The 16,974-nt window shown below is 71.1% G+C and carries 21 protein-coding genes; 16 read left to right on the top strand and 5 right to left on the bottom strand.

The window, feature by feature from the left end:
- The 3 genes from FY030_RS01310 to FY030_RS01320 are packed head-to-tail and all read left to right on the top strand — an operon-like array spanning nt 1 to nt 3,730.
- Complete coding sequence (locus FY030_RS01310; protein WP_192498671.1) at nt 1-1,923, top strand: MFS transporter; 1,923 nt, start codon at nt 1-3, stop codon at nt 1,921-1,923.
- Nucleotides 1,920-2,501, top strand: a complete 582-nt coding sequence (locus FY030_RS01315) for an HhH-GPD-type base excision DNA repair protein (RefSeq protein ID WP_158059941.1) — start codon at nt 1,920-1,922, stop codon at nt 2,499-2,501. Before FY030_RS01310 ends, FY030_RS01315 begins: the two co-directional genes overlap by 4 nt.
- Nucleotides 2,498-3,730 carry an MFS transporter gene (locus FY030_RS01320; protein ID WP_238348500.1) on the top strand — a complete coding sequence of 411 codons (1,233 nt, stop codon included), beginning with the start codon at nt 2,498-2,500 and terminating at the stop codon, nt 3,728-3,730. Before FY030_RS01315 ends, FY030_RS01320 begins: the two co-directional genes overlap by 4 nt.
- A 39-nt stretch (nt 3,731-3,769) precedes the next feature.
- On the opposite strand, the gene FY030_RS01325 is transcribed toward FY030_RS01320, so the two are convergent.
- Nucleotides 3,770-4,567 (bottom strand): exodeoxyribonuclease III, encoded by a 798-nt coding sequence (locus tag FY030_RS01325; protein WP_158059942.1) that lies wholly within the window; start codon nt 4,565-4,567, stop codon nt 3,770-3,772.
- Between the two features lie 9 nt (nt 4,568-4,576).
- Entirely contained in the window at nt 4,577-5,002 is a 426-nt protein-coding gene (locus FY030_RS01330; protein ID WP_158059943.1) for a hypothetical protein, read from the bottom strand.
- 47 nt (nt 5,003-5,049) lie between these two features.
- On the opposite strand from FY030_RS01330, the gene FY030_RS01335 reads away from it, so the two are divergent.
- Genes FY030_RS01335 through pyrE form a run of 3 tightly spaced genes read left to right on the top strand, consistent with a single transcriptional unit; the run spans nt 5,050 to nt 7,227 of the window.
- A complete protein-coding gene (locus FY030_RS01335) occupies nt 5,050-5,844 on the top strand; it encodes a deoxyribonuclease IV (RefSeq protein WP_158059944.1) in 795 nt (264 codons plus the stop codon).
- Between the two features lie 20 nt (nt 5,845-5,864).
- Nucleotides 5,865-6,647, top strand: a complete 783-nt coding sequence (locus FY030_RS01340; protein ID WP_158059945.1) for an SDR family NAD(P)-dependent oxidoreductase — start codon at nt 5,865-5,867, stop codon at nt 6,645-6,647.
- Between the two features lie 34 nt (nt 6,648-6,681).
- A complete protein-coding gene (pyrE, locus tag FY030_RS01345) occupies nt 6,682-7,227 on the top strand; it encodes an orotate phosphoribosyltransferase (protein ID WP_158059946.1) in 546 nt (181 codons plus the stop codon).
- 96 nt (nt 7,228-7,323) lie between these two features.
- Here the strand turns inward: pyrE and FY030_RS01350 are convergent, their stop codons facing one another.
- Nucleotides 7,324-8,520 (bottom strand): sunset domain-containing protein, encoded by a 1,197-nt coding sequence (locus FY030_RS01350; RefSeq protein WP_158059947.1) that lies wholly within the window; start codon nt 8,518-8,520, stop codon nt 7,324-7,326.
- 144 nt (nt 8,521-8,664) lie between these two features.
- Here FY030_RS01350 and FY030_RS16225 point away from each other — a divergent pair, with 144 nt between their 5' ends.
- From FY030_RS16225 to FY030_RS01375, 6 genes are all read left to right on the top strand, one after another.
- A complete protein-coding gene (locus FY030_RS16225) occupies nt 8,665-8,808 on the top strand; it encodes a hypothetical protein (protein WP_192498672.1) in 144 nt (47 codons plus the stop codon).
- The gene (locus FY030_RS01355; RefSeq protein ID WP_158059948.1) at nt 8,805-9,449 is read left to right on the top strand and encodes a TrmH family RNA methyltransferase; all 645 of its coding nucleotides are present in this window, start codon (nt 8,805-8,807) and stop codon (nt 9,447-9,449) included. Before FY030_RS16225 ends, FY030_RS01355 begins: the two co-directional genes overlap by 4 nt.
- 64 nt (nt 9,450-9,513) lie before the next feature.
- Complete coding sequence (fbaA, locus tag FY030_RS01360) at nt 9,514-10,542, top strand: class II fructose-bisphosphate aldolase (RefSeq protein WP_158059949.1); 1,029 nt, start codon at nt 9,514-9,516, stop codon at nt 10,540-10,542.
- Nucleotides 10,539-10,952, top strand: a complete 414-nt coding sequence (locus FY030_RS01365; RefSeq protein WP_158059950.1) for a DUF3151 domain-containing protein — start codon at nt 10,539-10,541, stop codon at nt 10,950-10,952. Before fbaA ends, FY030_RS01365 begins: the two co-directional genes overlap by 4 nt.
- A gap of 231 nt (nt 10,953-11,183) precedes the next feature.
- Nucleotides 11,184-12,161, top strand: coding sequence for a helix-turn-helix domain-containing protein (locus tag FY030_RS01370; protein WP_158059951.1), 978 nt, complete (start codon nt 11,184-11,186; stop codon nt 12,159-12,161).
- Between the two features lie 53 nt (nt 12,162-12,214).
- A complete protein-coding gene (locus FY030_RS01375; RefSeq protein WP_158059952.1) occupies nt 12,215-13,513 on the top strand; it encodes an adenylosuccinate synthase in 1,299 nt (432 codons plus the stop codon).
- 38 nt (nt 13,514-13,551) lie between these two features.
- Here the strand turns inward: FY030_RS01375 and FY030_RS01380 are convergent, their stop codons facing one another.
- Nucleotides 13,552-14,073 carry a pyridoxamine 5'-phosphate oxidase family protein gene (locus tag FY030_RS01380; protein ID WP_158059953.1) on the bottom strand — a complete coding sequence of 174 codons (522 nt, stop codon included), beginning with the start codon at nt 14,071-14,073 and terminating at the stop codon, nt 13,552-13,554.
- Between the two features lie 185 nt (nt 14,074-14,258).
- Here FY030_RS01380 and FY030_RS01385 point away from each other — a divergent pair, with 185 nt between their 5' ends.
- From FY030_RS01385 to FY030_RS17150, 4 genes are read left to right on the top strand one after another with little or no spacing between them, the layout of a single operon-like run.
- Nucleotides 14,259-14,702, top strand: coding sequence for a helix-turn-helix transcriptional regulator (locus FY030_RS01385; protein WP_158059954.1), 444 nt, complete (start codon nt 14,259-14,261; stop codon nt 14,700-14,702).
- Between the two features lie 5 nt (nt 14,703-14,707).
- A complete protein-coding gene (locus FY030_RS01390; protein ID WP_158059955.1) occupies nt 14,708-15,115 on the top strand; it encodes a VOC family protein in 408 nt (135 codons plus the stop codon).
- A gap of 26 nt (nt 15,116-15,141) precedes the next feature.
- Nucleotides 15,142-15,567 carry an iron chaperone gene (locus tag FY030_RS01395; protein WP_158059956.1) on the top strand — a complete coding sequence of 142 codons (426 nt, stop codon included), beginning with the start codon at nt 15,142-15,144 and terminating at the stop codon, nt 15,565-15,567.
- A gap of 35 nt (nt 15,568-15,602) precedes the next feature.
- Entirely contained in the window at nt 15,603-16,037 is a 435-nt protein-coding gene (locus FY030_RS17150; RefSeq protein WP_202879740.1) for a VOC family protein, read from the top strand.
- A 20-nt stretch (nt 16,038-16,057) separates the two neighbouring features.
- Here FY030_RS17150 and ppk2 read toward each other — a convergent pair whose 3' ends face one another.
- Complete coding sequence (ppk2, locus tag FY030_RS01405) at nt 16,058-16,954, bottom strand: polyphosphate kinase 2 (RefSeq protein ID WP_158059958.1); 897 nt, start codon at nt 16,952-16,954, stop codon at nt 16,058-16,060.
- Between the last annotated feature and the right edge of the window lie 20 nt (nt 16,955-16,974).

A 16,974-nucleotide genomic window follows, 5' to 3' on the forward strand; every position in this document is an offset into this window, starting at 1 on the left:
GTGACGGGGGGAGAACTCTCACGCCCCCCGGGGGCCGACGGAGCGACTGTCGGCAGCCCGTCGGGCCCGCCGCCGCGCTCCCGGGGGCTGCTGACCATCGCCGCGCTGGCCGTGGCACTCGCCGCCGCGGACACCTACGTGGTGGTGCTGGCCCTGACCGACATGATGGCCGGGGTCGGGGTGGGCATCGAGTCCCTGCAGCGGGGGACGCCGATCATCTCCGGCTTCCTGCTGGGCTACATCGCCGTGCTGCCGCTCATCGGACGGCTGTCGGATCTGGTCGACCGGCGCCGGATCCTGCTGTGCTGCCTGGTGGTCTTCATCATCGGCTCGGCGGTGACTGCGGTCTCGGTGGACCTATCGGTGATGGTGGCCGGGCGTTTCCTGCAGGGCCTGGGCGGGGGTGGGCTGGTCCCGGCGACCCTGGCGCTCGTCGCTGACCTGTGGCCGCGCGGGCAGCGCGGCCTGCCGCTCGGCGTCGTCGGCGGCGTCCAGGAGCTCGGCTCGGTCCTCGGCCCCCTCCTGGGCGCCCTCGTCCTCATGGTCGGCGACTGGCGGGACATCTTCTGGATCAACGTCGCGCTCGGCGCCGCCTGCCTGCTCGGCGTCTGGCTCCTGCGCCCCCTCCCCACAGAACACGCGACAGGACCCGACAGGACACGCAGACAGGACACGCAGAAGGGCTCGACAGGGCACGCGCAAGAGTCCGACAGGACACGCGAGGGCGCCGGACCCGAGCTGCGTAGGACCGCCGGCCGCTCCCGGGGGGTGACCGGCGCGGCATACCTCGTGGCGGTGCTGGGCGCGGCCCTGTGGACCCTCACCCTGACCGCGCCCGCCGCGCTGACCAGCTCGATCGCGCTGGGCGGCCCGTTCGTGCCGATCGAGGGGTGGGGCACCCGTGTCGGCACGCCGATCGGGCTCGCCGCGATCGCCCTGACCGTGCTGCTCGCGGTGCTCACCGCCCGCCGCTGGCTGCCGCTGCTGCTCGCGGCCGACCTGCTGGGGGCCACGTTCCTGGCGCTCGCGCTGGGCTCGCTTGTCCTGACCTTCTCCACGGCGAACCCGGAGACCGAGGTGCTGGGCCCGATGGGGTGGTGGCTGTTGCCACTCTGTGCGGTGGCGGGGATCGCCTTCCTCGTCCGCCAGCGCACGGCCCGCCGCCCGCTCATCCCGAGCGGGGTAGTGCGCGGCCGCGTCTGGCCGGCCCTCGTCGTCAGCCTGCTCGTCGGGTCCGCGTTGGTGGCGGTCGTCGTCGACGTGCCGCTGCTGTCCCGGCTGACGCAGGGCACTGACGAGACTGACGCGGCGCTGGTCCTGGTCCGCTTCCTCGTCGCCGTCCCCATCGGTGCGGTCCTCGGGGGCTGGCTGCTGCGGCGGCTCGGACCGGCCCTGGTCGCCACCCCCGGCCTGGCGCTCGCGGCCGTCTCGATCCTGGCGATGGCCCAGTGGGAGCGCAGCTCGCTGGACGCCGTCGTGGCGACCACCCTGCCGCTGGTCGGGGCAGGCCTGGGCGTCGGCCTGGCCATCGCCCCGGTCAACGACGCCGCCCTCGCTGACGCCGTCGAGGAGGGGCACGGGGCGGTGAGTTCGCTCGTGGTGGTAGCCAGGATGGTCGGCATGGTGGTGGGCCTGGCCCTGCTGACCTCGCTCGGCCTGCGCCGCTTCCACCTCGAGGTCGGGCAGCTCGTCGACCCGAGCGACAGCGACGCCCTCCTCGACGCCGCCGTGATCCAGGTCCAGACCGTGCTGACGGGAGCCGGGATCGCAGCCGCGGTGGCAGCGGTCGTCGCGCTGGCGCTGGGCCTGCGCCCCGTCGGGTCGACGGCGCAGCAGCCCGAGCAACAGCCGGCAGGGCAGCAGAGCCGGCAGGCCCAGCAGCAAGACCGGTCGGGCGGTGGACGGCCTACCCTGGGAGCATGACCGAGACCCTGCACCTGGTCGGTGAGGCGGAGGCCGACCGGATCCTCACTGAGCACCCGTTCGCCCTGCTCACCGGCATGCTGCTGGACCAGCAGATCCCCATGGAGGTGGCCTTCGACGGGCCGCGCAAGATCTACGAGCGGCTGGGCACGATCGACCCTGCGACGATCGCCGCGACCGACCCGGAGAAGTTCATCGAGATCTGCTCCACGCCCCCTTCCGTGCACCGCTTCCCCAAGTCCATGGGCCAGCGCGTCCACGACCTGGCCACCGCGGTGGTGCAGGACTACGACGGTGACGCTGCGGCCATCTGGACCGAGGGCGACCCGGACGGCAAGGAGGTCCTCAAGCGGCTCAAGGGTCTGCCCGGGTTCGGTGAGCAGAAGGCCAGGATCTTCCTGGCGCTGCTGGGCAAGCAGCGCGGTCTGACGGCGGCGGGCTGGCGGGAGGCGGCGGGCGACTATGGGCGAGACGGCGTGCACATGTCCATCGCGGACGTCACCAGCGCGGAGTCCCTCCAGCAGGTGCGGGCCTACAAGAAGGAGAAGAAGGCCGCCGCCAAGGCAGCTCGGGGGTGAGCCGCCCCGACCCTGGGCTGCCCGCGTCCGGCCGGGCCGGGTCCCCAGACCTGCCCGGCACCTCCGTCTGGGCCACCCCCGGCATGATCGCCCTGGCGGTCGTGGCCTTCACCGGCTTCTCCGGGTATGCCGCGCTCCTGCCCGCTGCCCCGTTGTGGGTCGTCCGCGAGGGGACGTCGGACTCCGCCGGCGCGGGCGCGGTCAACTTCGTGCTCCTCGGCGCCACCGTCGCGACCCAGTTCGCCGTGCCCTGGCTGATCCGGCGACTCGGCTGGGGCCCCGTGCTTGCGGCCGGGATGGTGCTCCTGGGCCTGCCCTCCCTCCTGCACGGACTCACGGCGGACCTGGCCCCGACGCTCGCGCTCTCGGCCGTCCGAGGTGTGGGCTTCGGGATCCTCACCGTCGCGGCCAGCGCCGCCGCCGTCCTCCTTGTCGAGCCGCGTCGGCGGGGTGCCGCGGTCGGTGCCTACTCTCTGGCCCTGTCGGTGCCCAACGTCCTGCTCATGCCCAGCGGAGGATGGATCGGGGACACCTGGGGCTTCTGGCCGGTCTTCCTCCTCGGGGCCGTCCCCCTGCTGGGCATCCCCGCCTGCTTCGCCCTGTCCCGCCACCTGCCCGAGCGCTCCACCCAAGCCCCTGACCTCCCGTCGGGCACGCCCGCCGGGCGAACCACATACCTCCGGCTGATCCCGCCCAGCCTCATCCTGCTGACGGTCACCCTCGCCGGGGGCGGCATCATCACCTTCGCACCGCAGTTGGTGGCGGTGCCCTGGCTCTCGGCGGTCGGGCTGTTCGCCTTCGGACTGGCCGCCACCCTGACCCGGTGGCGGATCGGGGCCTTCTCCGACCGGGTCGGCGTGGACCGGCTGCTCTGGCCCTTCGTCATCCTCATCGTTCTCGGTCTGTCCGCGCTCGCCTGGGTGGTCCGCACCCCTGTCGGCACCGCGCAGGTGGCGGCCTGGGTCGCCACCTGCGCGGTCGTGGGCATCAGCTACGGCGCACTGCAGAGCCTCACCATGCTGCAGGCCTTCGCCGCCGCCGGTCCCCGCCGCGTCGGTGCTGCGAGCGCGGTCTGGAACGCCGGTTTCGATGCCGGGACCGGCACCGGCGCGCTGCTCGTCGGGGCAGTTGCCCTCGGGGCCGGCTTCGGCCCGGCGATGGCGCTCACCGCCGCGCTCTGCCTGCTCACGCTGCCGTGGGCGATCCGCTCGGCGCTCAGAGCGCGCTGAGGCCACCCACCCGGCCCCGTCTCCCGGGCAGCGGGGGGCTCAGCCCGCGTCCGCCACCTCGACGACCACCGGTGCGTGGTCCGAGGCGCCCTTGCCCTTGCGCTCATCCCGGTCGACGAACGCCCCCTCCGCCCGGGTCCGCAGCGTCGGGCTGCCCAGGACGAAGTCGATCCGCATCCCACGCCGCTTGGGGAAGGCGAGCTGGGTGTAGTCCCAGTAGGTGTAGACCCCCGGCCCTTCGGTGTACGGCCGGGCCAGATCGGCATACCCCGCGTCCACCACCCCCTGGAAGGCGGCCCGCTCGCCCGGGCTGGTGTGCGTGCGCCCCTCATAGAACGCCACCGACCAGACGTCCTCGTCCCGCGGCGCGATGTTCCAGTCACCCATGAGCGCGATCTGCGCCTGAGGGTCCTCGGTCAGCCAGGCCGTGCCGGCCTCCCGCAGCGCGGCGAGCCAGTCCAGCTTGTAGGCCAGGTGCGGGTCGCCCAGGGAGCGACCGTTGGGCACGTACAGGCTCCACAGGCGCACGCCTCCGCAGGACGCGCCGATCGCGCGCGCCTCGGCCTGGGCCGGGTCGCCCCAGCCCGGCTGCCCGGGGAAGCCGACCTCGACATCCTCGATCCCCACCCGGCTCACCAGCGCGACCCCGTTCCACTGCGAGTGACCGACGTGCGCCACCTCGTAGCCGGCTGCCTCGAAGGGCAGCAGTGGGAACTGGTCGTCCTTGCACTTGGTCTCCTGCAGCGCCAGCACGTCGATCTCGTGGCGCTCCAGCAGGGCGACGACGCGGTCGACGCGGGTGCGGATGGAGTTGCAGTTAAAGGTGGCGATGCGCACCCGACCAGCCTACGGGCGGGTGATCTGCGCCAACGTCCGGCGGTATGCGGCCCGCACCGGTCTCGCAGCCCAGCCGGCCAGCGTGTCGGGCACCCCTACGGCCCCGAAGGTCTGGATCCAGCACAGGTGGGTGTCGGCGCCCTCGGCGCGCAGGTCCACCTCGATGCGCCCGGACAGCACGCGCCCCACCTTGTCGAGGACTGCGTGCCGGGGTGGGTCCCAGCTGCGGACCAGCATGTGGTCGTCGATCCGGAACGGACCGAGCGCGGTGCGGGCGGTGAACCGGGCGCCCTGCCGCAAGCCGGGCGATGATCCGGCCCCGACGGTGGTGAGCGGGACGGCCGCGGTATGCCGGTCTAGGTCCCACAACCGGTCCCACACCTGGGCGGGCGGACCGGCGACCAGCAGCTCGATCTGGAAGGCGGGGCGCGGCATACCCATGAGGCTAGAGGGTGTCGGGCAGCGCGCCTACGATGACGGGCATGAGCAGCCAGCCCCTCGGAGCGCACGTCGACCAGACCGACCCCGTCGCGGAGGCCCAGCAGCGCGGCATCTCGATGGTCCAGTTCTTCCTCGGCGACCCGCAGAGCTACAAGGGGCCACAGGTGCGCTATGCAGGGGGCGCTCAGGCTCTTCGGGGGGCTGCCGAGGAGGCCGGGGTCGACCTCTACGTGCACGCCCCCTACCTGATCAACGTCGCGACGTTGAACAACCGGATCCGGATCCCCTCCCGCAAGCTGCTGCAGCAGCACCTGAATGCGGCGGCCGAGATCGGCGCCAGGGGCCTCATCGTGCACGGCGGGCACGTGGGGGAGGACGATGACCCCGAGAAGGGCTTCGACAACTGGCGCAAGGCGATCGAGGCGACCGACCTGAAGGTCCCCCTCCTGCTGGAGAACACTGCCGGCGGCGAGAACGCCATGGCCCGCCACCTGGACCGGATCGCGCGCACCTGGGAGGCGATTCAGGCCGCCGAGGGCGCCGAGATGGTCGGCTTCTGCCTGGACACGTGCCACGCCTGGGCCGGCGGCATCGAGCTGGGCGACGCGGTCGAGCAGATCCGGGCCATCACCGGCCGGATCGACCTCGTCCACGCCAACGACTCTCGCGACGCCGCGGGCTCCGGGGCGGACCGGCATACCGGGCTCGGTTCGGGCCAGATCCCGGAGGACGAGCTCGCCGACGTGATTCGCAGCGCCGCCGCCCCGGTCATGCTCGAGACCCCGGGCCAGGATCTGCACGCCGCTGACCTCAGGTGGCTGAGCGAGCGCCTCTGAGCCCACCTATGGTGGCTGACATGGGCATAGCGTTAGTGACGGGAGCCTCCTCCGGACTCGGCAAGGAGTTCGCCGACCAGCTCGCCGCCCGCGGCCATGACCTGGTGCTGGTCGCCCGCGGCCGGCAGGTGCTGGAGGCGCTGGCTGCGGACCTGAACGCCCGCCGTGGTGTGCGGGTGGAGGTGCTGCCCGCCGACCTGACCAACCGGTCACAGCTGCAGGAGGTCGCGGACCGGCTGGCGGACCCGGACCGCCCGGTCGACCTGCTGGTCAACAACGCCGGGTTCGGCTCGCGCCAGGGCTTCGTCCGCAACAGCCTGGACGAGGAAGAACGGGCCGTCGACCTGATGATCAAGGCGGTCATGGTGCTGGCCCATGCGGCCGGGGGCGCGATGCGCGGCCGGGGACGGGGCGCCATCCTCAACGTCTCGTCGGTGGCCGGGTTCGTCGTCATGGGTCACTACTCGGCGATCAAGTCCTACGTCACGGTGTTCTCCGAGGCGTTGGCGACCGAGCTGGGGCCCGACGGAGTCACCGTGACGGCGGTCTGTCCCGGCTTCACGCACACGGAGTTCCACGACCGGGCCGAGATGGACATGTCACGGCTGCCGGAGGCGCTGTGGCTCAAGGCCCCGGACGTGGTCCGGCAGGCCCTGGACGACGTGGCCAGGGGCAAGGTCGTCTCGGTCCCGTCGGCGACCTACAAGGGCGTCGTCGGCCTGCTGCGGGTGATGCCGAGGGCGATCATCCGCCGCGTCGCCGGCGAGCTGGCTGAGCGGCGGCGCCGCGGCAAACGCTCGTGAGGCTGTGTCGCAGCGGCGAAGTAGGGTGCCAGCCATGACGTCCGCCCGTGACCGCCTGCAGCAGCTCATCCGGGACCTCGCCGTGGTGCACGGCAAGGTGACCCTGTCCTCCGGCCGGGAAGCCGACTACTACGTCGACCTGCGGCGGATCACGCTGCACGGTGAGGCCGCACCCCTGGTCGGTGAGGTGATGCTCGACCTGGTGGACGACCTGGACATCGACGCGGTCGGCGGACTGACGATGGGGGCCGATCCGGTCGCCACCGCCATGCTGCACGCGGCGGCGCGCCAGGGCAGGGCGGTGGACGCCTTCGTCGTGCGCAAGGCGGAGAAGACCCACGGCCTGCAGCAGCGGGTGGAAGGGCCGTCCGTGGCCGGACGCCGTGTGCTCGTGGTCGAGGACACCTCCACCACAGGCGGGTCGCCGCTCGCCGCCGTCGAGGCGATGCGTGAGAACGGTGCCGAGGTCGTCGCGGTGGCGGTCATCGTCGACCGGGCCAGCGGCGCGGAGGAAGCGCTCCGGGCACAGGGCCTGGACTACCGGGCGGCCTACGGGCTGACCGACATCGGGCTCACCTGAACCGACCGACATCGGCTGGCCAGTCCCTGTCCGCAAGCCAGACGCAGCGAACGGGGCCCGAGGTGGTCGGGCCCTGCTCGTGGGTTCAGGGTGGTGTCAGCGGCGGCGGCGGTCCCAGTGCGCGAAACCGGCGCTGCGCGCCGACTCCTCACTGTCGAACCACACCTCGGCCCGCATCGCGTCGTAGCTCGGTGAGTCTGCGGTGTGGAACAGCATCGAGCCGGTGTTGCCCTTGATCTCCCAGCCCTCGGGCCCGGAGCCGTCCTCGGCCGGCTCGACCGACCCGACGCCATAGACGGACTCGGCGAAGACGTGGCCGCCGACGGCAGCATCCCGCTGCCCGCCGGTCGTCGGCTCGTCGGTCGTCGGCTCGTCGGTGACCGACTGGGTGGTGACTGACTGGGTGGTGACCGACTCGGTGGCGGCCGGCTCAGCGGCGACCGGCGGCTCGGCGTGACCGTCCCTGTGGTCGCGATCGGCCGCATCGCGGGAGTCGAGCACCTCGTCGGCGGTCAACGGCTCGTCCTGCACCCCGCCCGCTGGATGCTCGGCCTGCTCCGCGAGGTGCGTGTGCTCATGCTGACTCTGCTGCTGGGGCGGCTCGGAGGCTGCGGGCGGTGCCTGGTAGGCCTGCTCGTCGGCCGGTGCGGCGACATAACCCTGGCTCGCGGGCTCGGCGTGGTAGCCGTCGTGTGCCGGGGCGCCGAGTCGACCCTCGTCCCCCGGCCGGTCAGCGGCCGTCGCCCCGTCGTGCCGCGCCTCGTCGTGCCGCGCCTCGTCGTGCCGCGCCTCGTCGTGCGACGCTTCGTCCTCGGCGATCCGGTGGCCGTCGGTGCGGGGATCCTGGAACATCGGGTCCGGCTCGACCTCATCCCGAGACTCGCGGTCGACGCCGAGGAAGTCGTCGGCCGGCCGGCGGGCCTCCGTGGTGTCGTCGGCGACGTGCCGGGTGGGGCTCGGGTCATCCCCTGCGTCGACGCCAGTCCGGTCCGCGACGTCGGCGCGGTGTACCGGGGTGGCGCCTCCGGTGGCGGCCGGCGAATCATAGCTGGTCTGGTCGAACGGGGCGTCGTCGCGCGCGGGGCCGGCGCCCGTGGCGACCGCCTGGGCCTCCTCCGGAGCGGTGCGCCCGTCGAGGTCGCCACGGCGGTCGGTGTCCCGGTCCACGGCCGGCGCATCCTTCCCATCCAGGGAGTCCTCGCCGCCCGGCCGACGCAAAAGCATGAAGATTGCGGCGCCGATGAGCAGCACCAAGAGCGCAACAATGATCCACGTTGTCGTCGAGTTGTCCATCGTCCTACCTCCGTTTGGCGACCGTCACCGGCCGCGATGTCGGGACAAGCATCACTTGCGCCGTGATCATTACCGTAGTGCGATTCGGTGCTGGCGGCCACGGCTACGGGCTGCCGACCTGCGCAGCAGTGACAGAATTGGGGGGTGAGTGATGCCCCAGAGTTGACCGGAGTCGCTGCCTGCGCCGTGTTGCTGCAGTGGCTGGTGGTCTGCGGTGCGATCGTCTTCGTCGTCCGCATGGTGGGACACTCCCGCGAGCCCTGGGACGCACCCGAGGCGAGGCGATGACGGCGGGTCCGCCGGTCGGGGTGGGCCCCTGGGAGGGGGCCTGGCCGGCCGACGCGCACGGTGAGCTCCCGGCATACCTCGACCCTGAGCTGCTGCGGGACGGTGACACCCGCAACGTTCTCGACCGCTACCGCTACTGGCGCCACGAGGCGATCGTCGCCGACCTGGACCAGCGCCGCCACGGCTTCCATCTGGCGGTGGAGAACTGGGAGCATGACTTCAACATCGGCTCGGTCATCCGCACGGCCAACGCCTTCAATGCCGCCGCCTTTCACATCGTGGGTCGCCGTCGCTGGAACCGTCGCGGCGCGATGGTCACCGACCGCTACCAGCACGAGCACCACCACCCCGACATCGCCCACCTGGGGGCGTGGGCGGGCGAGCGCGGGCTGCCAATCCTCGCCGTCGACAACGTCGCCGGCTCGGTCCCGCTGGAGGGCTATGCGGTGCCCCGCCGGTGCATCCTGCTCTTCGGCCAGGAGGGGCCTGGGGTGAGCAGGGAGGCGCTGGCCGCGAGCGAGGTGGTGCTCGCCATCACGCAGTACGGCTCGACGCGGTCGATCAACGCTGGCGCGGCGGCCGCCGTCGTGATGTACCACTGGGCCCTGCAGCATGCCGACCCGGGACCCGGCCAGGGGTAGGGCACCAGGGCCCGTTGTGGAAGAGTGGGAGGCGTATCGACCCCCGCCGCTCGAGGAGGATCCCATGCCTATCGCCACCCCTGAGGTCTACGCCGACATGCTCGACCGGGCGCAGAAGGGCAACTTTGCCTACCCGGCCATCAACGTCACCAGCAGCCAGACGCTCAACGCGGTCCTGAAGGGCTTCGCCGACGCCGGCTCCGACGGCATCATCCAGGTGAGCACCGGCGGTGCGGAGTACTTCTCCGGCCAGGGGGTGAAGAGCATGGTGACCGGTTCCCTGGCGTTCGCGGCGTTCGCCGAGGAGGTCGCCAAGGCCTACGACGTCAACATCGCCCTGCACACCGACCACTGCCCCCAGGACAAGCTGGACGGCTTCGTCCGCCCGTTGCTGGACGCCTCGATCGAACGGGTGAAGCAGGGCGGGCTGCCCTACTTCCAGTCCCACATGTGGGACGGTTCGGCGGTGCCGCTGGAGGAGAACCTGCAGATCGCGGAGGAGCTGCTGGAGCTGTGCCAGCAGGCCAATATCATCCTCGAGGTCGAGATCGGTGTCGTCGGCGGTGAGGAGGACGGCGTCGCTCACGAGATCAACGACAAGCTCTACACCACCCCCGAGGACGCCATCGCCACGGTGAAGGCGCTCGGCCACGGCGAGAAGGGCCGTTACCTGACCGCGCTGACCTTCGGCAACGTCCACGGCGTCTACAAGCCGGGCAACGTCAAGTTGCGCCCGGAGATCCTGCAGACCGCTCAGGAGGCGGCCAGCAAGGAGCTCGGGCTGCCCGACGACTCCCGCCCCTTCGATCTGGTCTTCCACGGCGGCTCGGGCTCCTCGGCCCAGGAGATCTCGGACGCGGTGGACTACGGCGTGGTGAAGATGAACATCGACACCGACACCCAGTACGCCTTCACCCGGCCGGTCGCCGGGTACATGTTCGAGAACTACGACGGTGTGCTGAAGGTCGACGGGGAGGTCGGCAACAAGAAGATGTACGACCCCCGCTCGTGGGGCAAGGCCGCTGAGAACGCCATGTCGGCGCGGGTCGTGGAGGCCTGCGAGGCGCTGCGCTCCGCCGGGACCAGCCGGTGACCGCCACACCGGGTTCTGACCTGCTGGGCATCCCGCCCACCGAGCTCCCGCCGGACCCCGCCGCGCGGGCACTGGAGGAGGGCGACCCGCGCACGGTCGCCGCGGCATACCCCAGCTCCTGCCTGGCCTGGGCGATGCTCGCCGAGGACGCCCTGCACGAGGGTGACGACGTGGCCGCCTATGCCTACGCCCGCACCGGATACCACCGGGGGCTGGACCTGCTGCGTCGTTCCGGGTGGCGCGGGCAGGGACCGGTGCCGTGGGAGCACGAGCCCAACCAGGGCTTCCTGCGTGCCCTGGCCGCCTTGGCCAAGGCGGCCGGACAGATCGGTGAGGCCGAGGAAGCAGTGCGGTGCACGGAGTTTCTCCGGGCCTCATCCGCGGCGGGGGCCCGCGAGCTGGGGCTGTAGGTCTCGGGGCGACCCCGGCGCAACCGCTGGGCCCCGAGATCCTCGACGCTGAGGTCCCCGGGGATCCCGCGCGCTGGCCGGCGGCCAGATGCACTCTGGCCGCCGTCGGCGCCCCGTGCCCGAAGGACGTGCGCGTCCCCTGACGTCTCGCCTTCGGTGCGGATGTCTATGTAACCATGTCTTTCCTCGCGAAGTTGTCACCGTCGTGCCAGTGGCCCTAACCTGCCATAGGTGAATGCTCAAGCACGCCCATCCGGCCTGACCGATCAGGCCGAGCAGCTTTACCGCCACGTCCTGCGCTCCGAGCCCAGTGAGCTGGCGGTCCACGCTGACCAGCTGGGCTGGACGCTGCGCGCCTGCGAACGCGCAGTGAAAAGCTTGGAGAAGAAGGCGCTGGTGCGGCGCACGCCAGATGGGCTGGTCCGGGCCGAGGACCCCCGCGCCAGCGTCGGTCGGCTGCTGGCGGCGGAGGAGGCGCTGCTGGATGAACGACGCCAGGAGCTGCTGGCGCTGCGGGAGTCCCTGGAGAGTTTCGAGTTTGACTACCGCCGCGGTCTGCAGCTGTCCGGGCCCCGGCTCCCGCCGTGGGAGCAGGTGGGTGCCTCCGAGGCGCCGCCGGTGGTCGAGCAGCTCTACCGTACCTCCGAGGGGCCGGTCGTGCAGGTCGTCGTCCAGGTGGGTTCCGGGCCGGGGCAGGCCGAACGGATCCAGCGGCATTGGGACGACGTGGCGGCGTCCGGACGCGCGCTGCGCACCATCTTCCCGATGTCGGTGCTGGTGCAGCCTGAGTGGCAGGCCTTCGCGGCACGGCGGGCGGCGGCGGGCGAGCAGCAGCGTTACCTGGCTGACGATGCGCTGCGGGTCGAGTTCGGCGTTTTCGGCCGGGCCGGGGTGCTCATCGCCGAGGGGCAGGCGCCCGAGGCGGACTTCCTCGTGCTCCGGCCCCCCGTCGTGGTGTCCGCCTTCCTAGACCTCTTCGAGGAACTGTGGCGCCGGGCCGAGCCCTTGCTGACCAAGGATGCTTCGCAGGAGGACGTGAAGGTCCTGGAGCTGCTCTCGATGGGGTTCAAGGACGAGGCGATCGCCCGGCAGATGGGCCTGGGGCTGCGGACCGTCCGCCGCCGCGTCGCGCACCTCATGGACGAGCATGGCGTGGAGACCCGCTTCCAGCTGGGCCTGGCCGTTGCCAGGCGTGGCCTGGTCGGTTGAGCCTGGCGGATAGAGTGAGGAGTCAGTCCGGACTCAAAGTGAAAGGCACGGACATGCCAGCGATCGTCCTGGTCGGCGCCCAGTGGGGTGACGAGGGCAAGGGCAAGGCGACCGATCTGCTCGGCTCCGCGCTCGACTACGTAGTGAAGTTCAACGGCGGCAACAACGCCGGCCACACGGTCGTCATCGGCGACCAGACCTACGCCCTGCACCTGCTGCCCTCCGGCATCCTGTCGCCGAACGTCGTCCCCGTCATCGCCAACGGCGTGGTAGTCGACCTGGCGGTGCTCATCGAGGAGCTGGATGGTCTGGAGGCGCGTGGGGTGGACACGTCCCGGTTGCGGATCAGCGCGAACGCGCACGTCATCCCGCCCTACAACCGGGTGCTGGACAGGGTGACCGAGCGGTTCCTCGGCAACCGGCGGATCGGGACGACCGGCCGCGGCATCGGCCCCACCTACGCCGACAAGATGAACCGGGTCGGCATCCGTGTCCAGGATCTTTATGACGAGTCCATCCTGCGGCAGAAGGTGGAGGCGGCGTTGGGCACCAAGAACCAGCTGCTGCTGAAGATCTACAACCGGCGCGCCATCGCGGTCGAGGAGGTCATGGACGACCTGCTGGAGCACGCCGAGCGGATCGCCCCCATGGTCGGCGACACGGTGCTGGAGCTCAACCAGGCCCTCGACGACGGCGCCACTGTGCTCTTCGAGGGCGGTCAAGCCACCCTGCTGGACGTCGACCACGGCACCTACCCGTTCGTGACCTCATCCAACGCCACGTCGGGCGGCGCCTGCACGGGTGCCGGGGTGGCGCCCACCCGGATCGACCGGGTCATTGGTGTCTTCAAGGCCTACACCACACGGGTCGGCGAGGGGCCCTTCCCCACCGAGCTGGAGGATGAGTATGGCGAGCGCCTGCGCGACGTGGGGGCGGAGTACGGCACCACCACCGGACGCCCCCGCAGGTGCGGCTGGGCGGACGTCGTCATCGGCCGCTACGCCCAGCGGGTCAACGGGATCACCGACTTCGTGCTCACCAAGCTGGACGTGCTGACCGGCCTGGAGAAGATCCCGGTCTGCGTGGGCTACGACGTGCAGGGCCGGCGGTTCGACGAGATGCCGATCAACCAGTCCGACTTCCACCACGCCACGCCCATCTACGAGGACCTGGAGGGCTGGAGCGAGGACATCACCAGGGCCCGCACCTTTGAGGACCTCCCTGCCGCCGCCCAGCGCTATGTCGAGCGGCTGGAGGAGTTGATGGGCGCGCGCATCTCGGTAGTGGGCGTCGGCCCAGGTCGCGACGAGGTCATCGTCCGGCACGACATGTTGGAGGGTGCCACGGCCTGAGCCGGGTGGTCCGGGTCGGCGCCCTGCGGACGTCCCGCCTACGACGCGCTGCCAGCGCCGAAGACGAACCGGGTGCAGTCGGTCGGGAAGTCGAACCAGGCGAGCACGCGGCGGGGGGCGATGACCCGCAGCCCCCCGCCGTCCGGGCCGGACCAGGAGTCCGCTGTCGGGGAGTAGCCCGACGCCGCATACTTGTCGAACGCCTCCGCCAGCCGCGCGCCCAGGTCGTCGGGCTCGGCGCGGGCCGCGTGCGACTCCCCCTCCACGATGACTACCTCGGTCCCGCTCTCCAGGGTCAGCGTCACGGACGGGTTGGCCTCGACGTTGCGGGTATGCCGGGTGGTCGGGGCCCCGTCGTACCAGAACCGCCCGTCCAACCAGACGCCCCAGCGGGGCACCGCGTGCGGCCGGCCGTCGGGCCGTACGCTGCTGAGCCAGTAGTGCTGCGCCTGGCGCAGCCGCGGCTCGACCTGGTCCCAGCGCAGCAGCCCGTCGCTGGTCGCCGGGACGCCGTAGCCGTTGGGAAAGGTGGGTCGGTCGGGGATCGGTGTGCTCTCCATGAAGCGACGGTAGACCCGTTCCCGCACCCGTGTGGGGCAGTCGTGCCTAGGGTCGCGTCCCCGCCGGCGAGGGCCCGATCGTGCCGAAGGACGACGACGTCGGCGCGCCGGCGGGGGTGACCGGAGGGCCGCCAGCTCACCGGCGCCCTGACCGCCGCGGCCGGGTCGGTGGCATCATCAGCAGGGTGAGTCCTCGCAGTGCGGCCGACCAGCGGTTGCGCGACCTGGCGCTGCTGCGCCAGGTCCGCGACCGGATCGACCGTGACCATGCCCAGCCGCTGGACGTTCCGGGCCTCGCCCGCGAGGTGGGGATGTCCGCAGGGCACCTGTCCCGGCAGTTCAAGGAGGCCTACGGCGAGTCGCCCTACTCCTACCTGATGACCCGCAGGATCGAACGGGCGATGACCCTGCTGCGTCGGGGCGAGCTGAGCGTCACCGAGGTCTGCTTCGCGGTCGGCTTCTCCTCGCTCGGGACCTTCAGCACCCATTTCTCCGAGCTGGTCGGTGTGCCGCCCAGTGTCTACCGACGCGAGGCGGAGCGGCTCTCCATACCGCCCTGCGTGGTCAAGCGGGTCACCAGACCGATCAGAAATCGAGAAGCGAGGCTGCCGACCACGTCCCTAGGTTGAGCGGTATGGACATCACTATCGCCTCCAGCTTCCTGCCCGCCGACGACCCCGAGGCCTCGCTCGCCTTCTACCGTGACGCCCTCGGTTTCGAGGTGCGGGCCGACGTCGGGTCCGGCCAGATGCGCTGGATCACGCTCGGCCCACCCTCCCAACCGGGCACCGCCATCGTGCTGCACCCCCCGAACGCCGACCCCGGCATCACCGAGGAGGAGCAGGGCGTCATCGCCCGGATGATGGCCAAGGGCACCTACGCCGGCATCAACCTGGCCACGGCCGACCTGGACGCGGCCTTCGAGCGGGTCCAGGCCAGCGGCGCCGACATCATGCAGGAGCCGATGGACCAGGACTGGGGGGCCAGGGACTTCGCCGTGCGCGACCCCGCCGGCAACTCGGTCCGGATCCAGCAGGCCTGACTACGGCACGAGGAGGAGGGACCACGATGGCGCAGGAGGAGACGCTGTCCGCAGCCGAGAAGAAGGCGGTCCGGGAACGCGCGCGCGAGTTGAAGGCCAGCCAGAAGAAGGAGAAGCTCGAGCAGGCCCTGTTCGCCGCGATCGAGGAGATGCCGGAGACGGAGCAGAAGATCGCCCGGAAGGTGCACGAGATCGTCACCAGGGTGGCGCCCCAGCTGACGGCCAAGACCTGGTACGGCATGCCGGCCTACGCCAACGAGAACGGCAAGGTCGTCGTCTACTTCCAGGGGGCCTCGAAGTTCGAGGCCCGGTACTCCACCATCGGCTTCGACGAGGCCGCCCAGCTCGACGAGGGATCGATGTGGCCCACGTCCTGGGCGTTGACGAAGCTGACGGCCGCGGACGCCAAGAGGGTCGCAGGGCTGGTCCGCAGGGCCACCGGGGAAGAGTGACCACGCCCTGACGCGAGCCACCGGTCGGGGCTACCGTGGACCGGTATGGGTCAACCACGCCTTCGCCCCAAGCTCTGCGTCGAGAACGCCGACGCCGCCCTCGCCTTCTACCGGGGCGTGCTCCAAGCCCGACTGGCCGCCCGGTACACCGTGGGCCAGTCGGTGGTCTTCGCCCAGCTGGAGCTCCCAGCGGTGACGTACTCCAGGTCAAGGACGCGGACCAGCACGATCCGGCCCCGCCGAGGGGCGGTGGCGGGGTGCTCCTGGACATCGAGTGCGAGGACCCGGACGCCGTGGCGGAAGCAGCGGTGTCACGGGGCGCACGGATGGTCTTCGAGGTGACCGACCAACCGTACGGCGCCCGGCAGGGCCGCTTCCTGGATCCGTTCGGCCACCAGTGGATCGTGGGCTCCCCGCTGACCCTGGATCCCGAGGAGGTGCAGGCGGTCATGGACCGCTGGACCGAATAGGGAGTCGAGCGGCCGGGTGCTCAGTCGCCCTCAGTGTGCTTGGCCCGCGAGACGATCTTGGGGTCCGGCGCGTAAACCACGGTGTCGTCGCGGCCCTCGTAGTCGAACTGGTGCAGGAAGGCACGCATCGCGTTGACCCGGGCGCGCTTCTTGTCGTTGGACTTCACCACGGTCCAGGGGGCGAACTTCTTGTCCGTCTGGTCAAAGGTCGCCTGCTTGGCCGCGCCGTAGTCCTCCCAGCGGTCCAAGCTCTCCAGGTCCATCGGGGACAACTTCCACTGCCGCACCGGATCGATCTGCCGCAGGGCGAACCGGGTCCGCTGCTCGTCCTGGGTCACTGAGAACCAGAACTTGGTCACCGTGATCCCGCTCTCGACCAGCATCTGCTCGAACCGGGGCGCCTGCTTCATGAAGCACTGGTACTCCTCGTCGGTGGAGAAGCCCATGACCCGCTCGACACCGGAGCGGTTGTACCAGCTGCGGTCGAACATCACCATCTCCCCGGCGGTGGGCAGGTGGTTCACGTAGCGCTGGAAGTACCACTGCCCCTGCTCGGTCGAGGACGGCTTGTTCAGGGCCACTACGCGCGCAGCCCGTGGGTTGAGGTGCTCGGTGAAACGCTTGATCGTGCCACCCTTACCGGCGGCGTCCCGGCCCTCGAAGACGATGACGTGCTTGGCGCCCACGTCCTGGCTCCAGTACTGCAGCTTCAGCAGCTCGACCTGCAGGTCGTACTTCTGCTGCTCGTAGACCACCTCGTCCATCAGTTCGTCGTAGGGATAGCCCTGACGCCAGGTCTCCACGGCGCTGCCGTCCGGGGCGATCAGGGTGGGGTCCTCCTCGGTGGCACCACGTACGGTGTACCCCTCCACCCGCAGCTTGTCGATGTACTCACGCAGGTTCATCCGTTGGGCCATGGCTCCATCTTGCCCGCCCA

This window comes from Ornithinimicrobium pratense (genome assembly GCF_008843165.1).
In the GTDB taxonomy this organism is placed as follows: Bacteria; Actinomycetota; Actinomycetes; order Actinomycetales; family Dermatophilaceae; genus Ornithinicoccus; species Ornithinicoccus pratensis.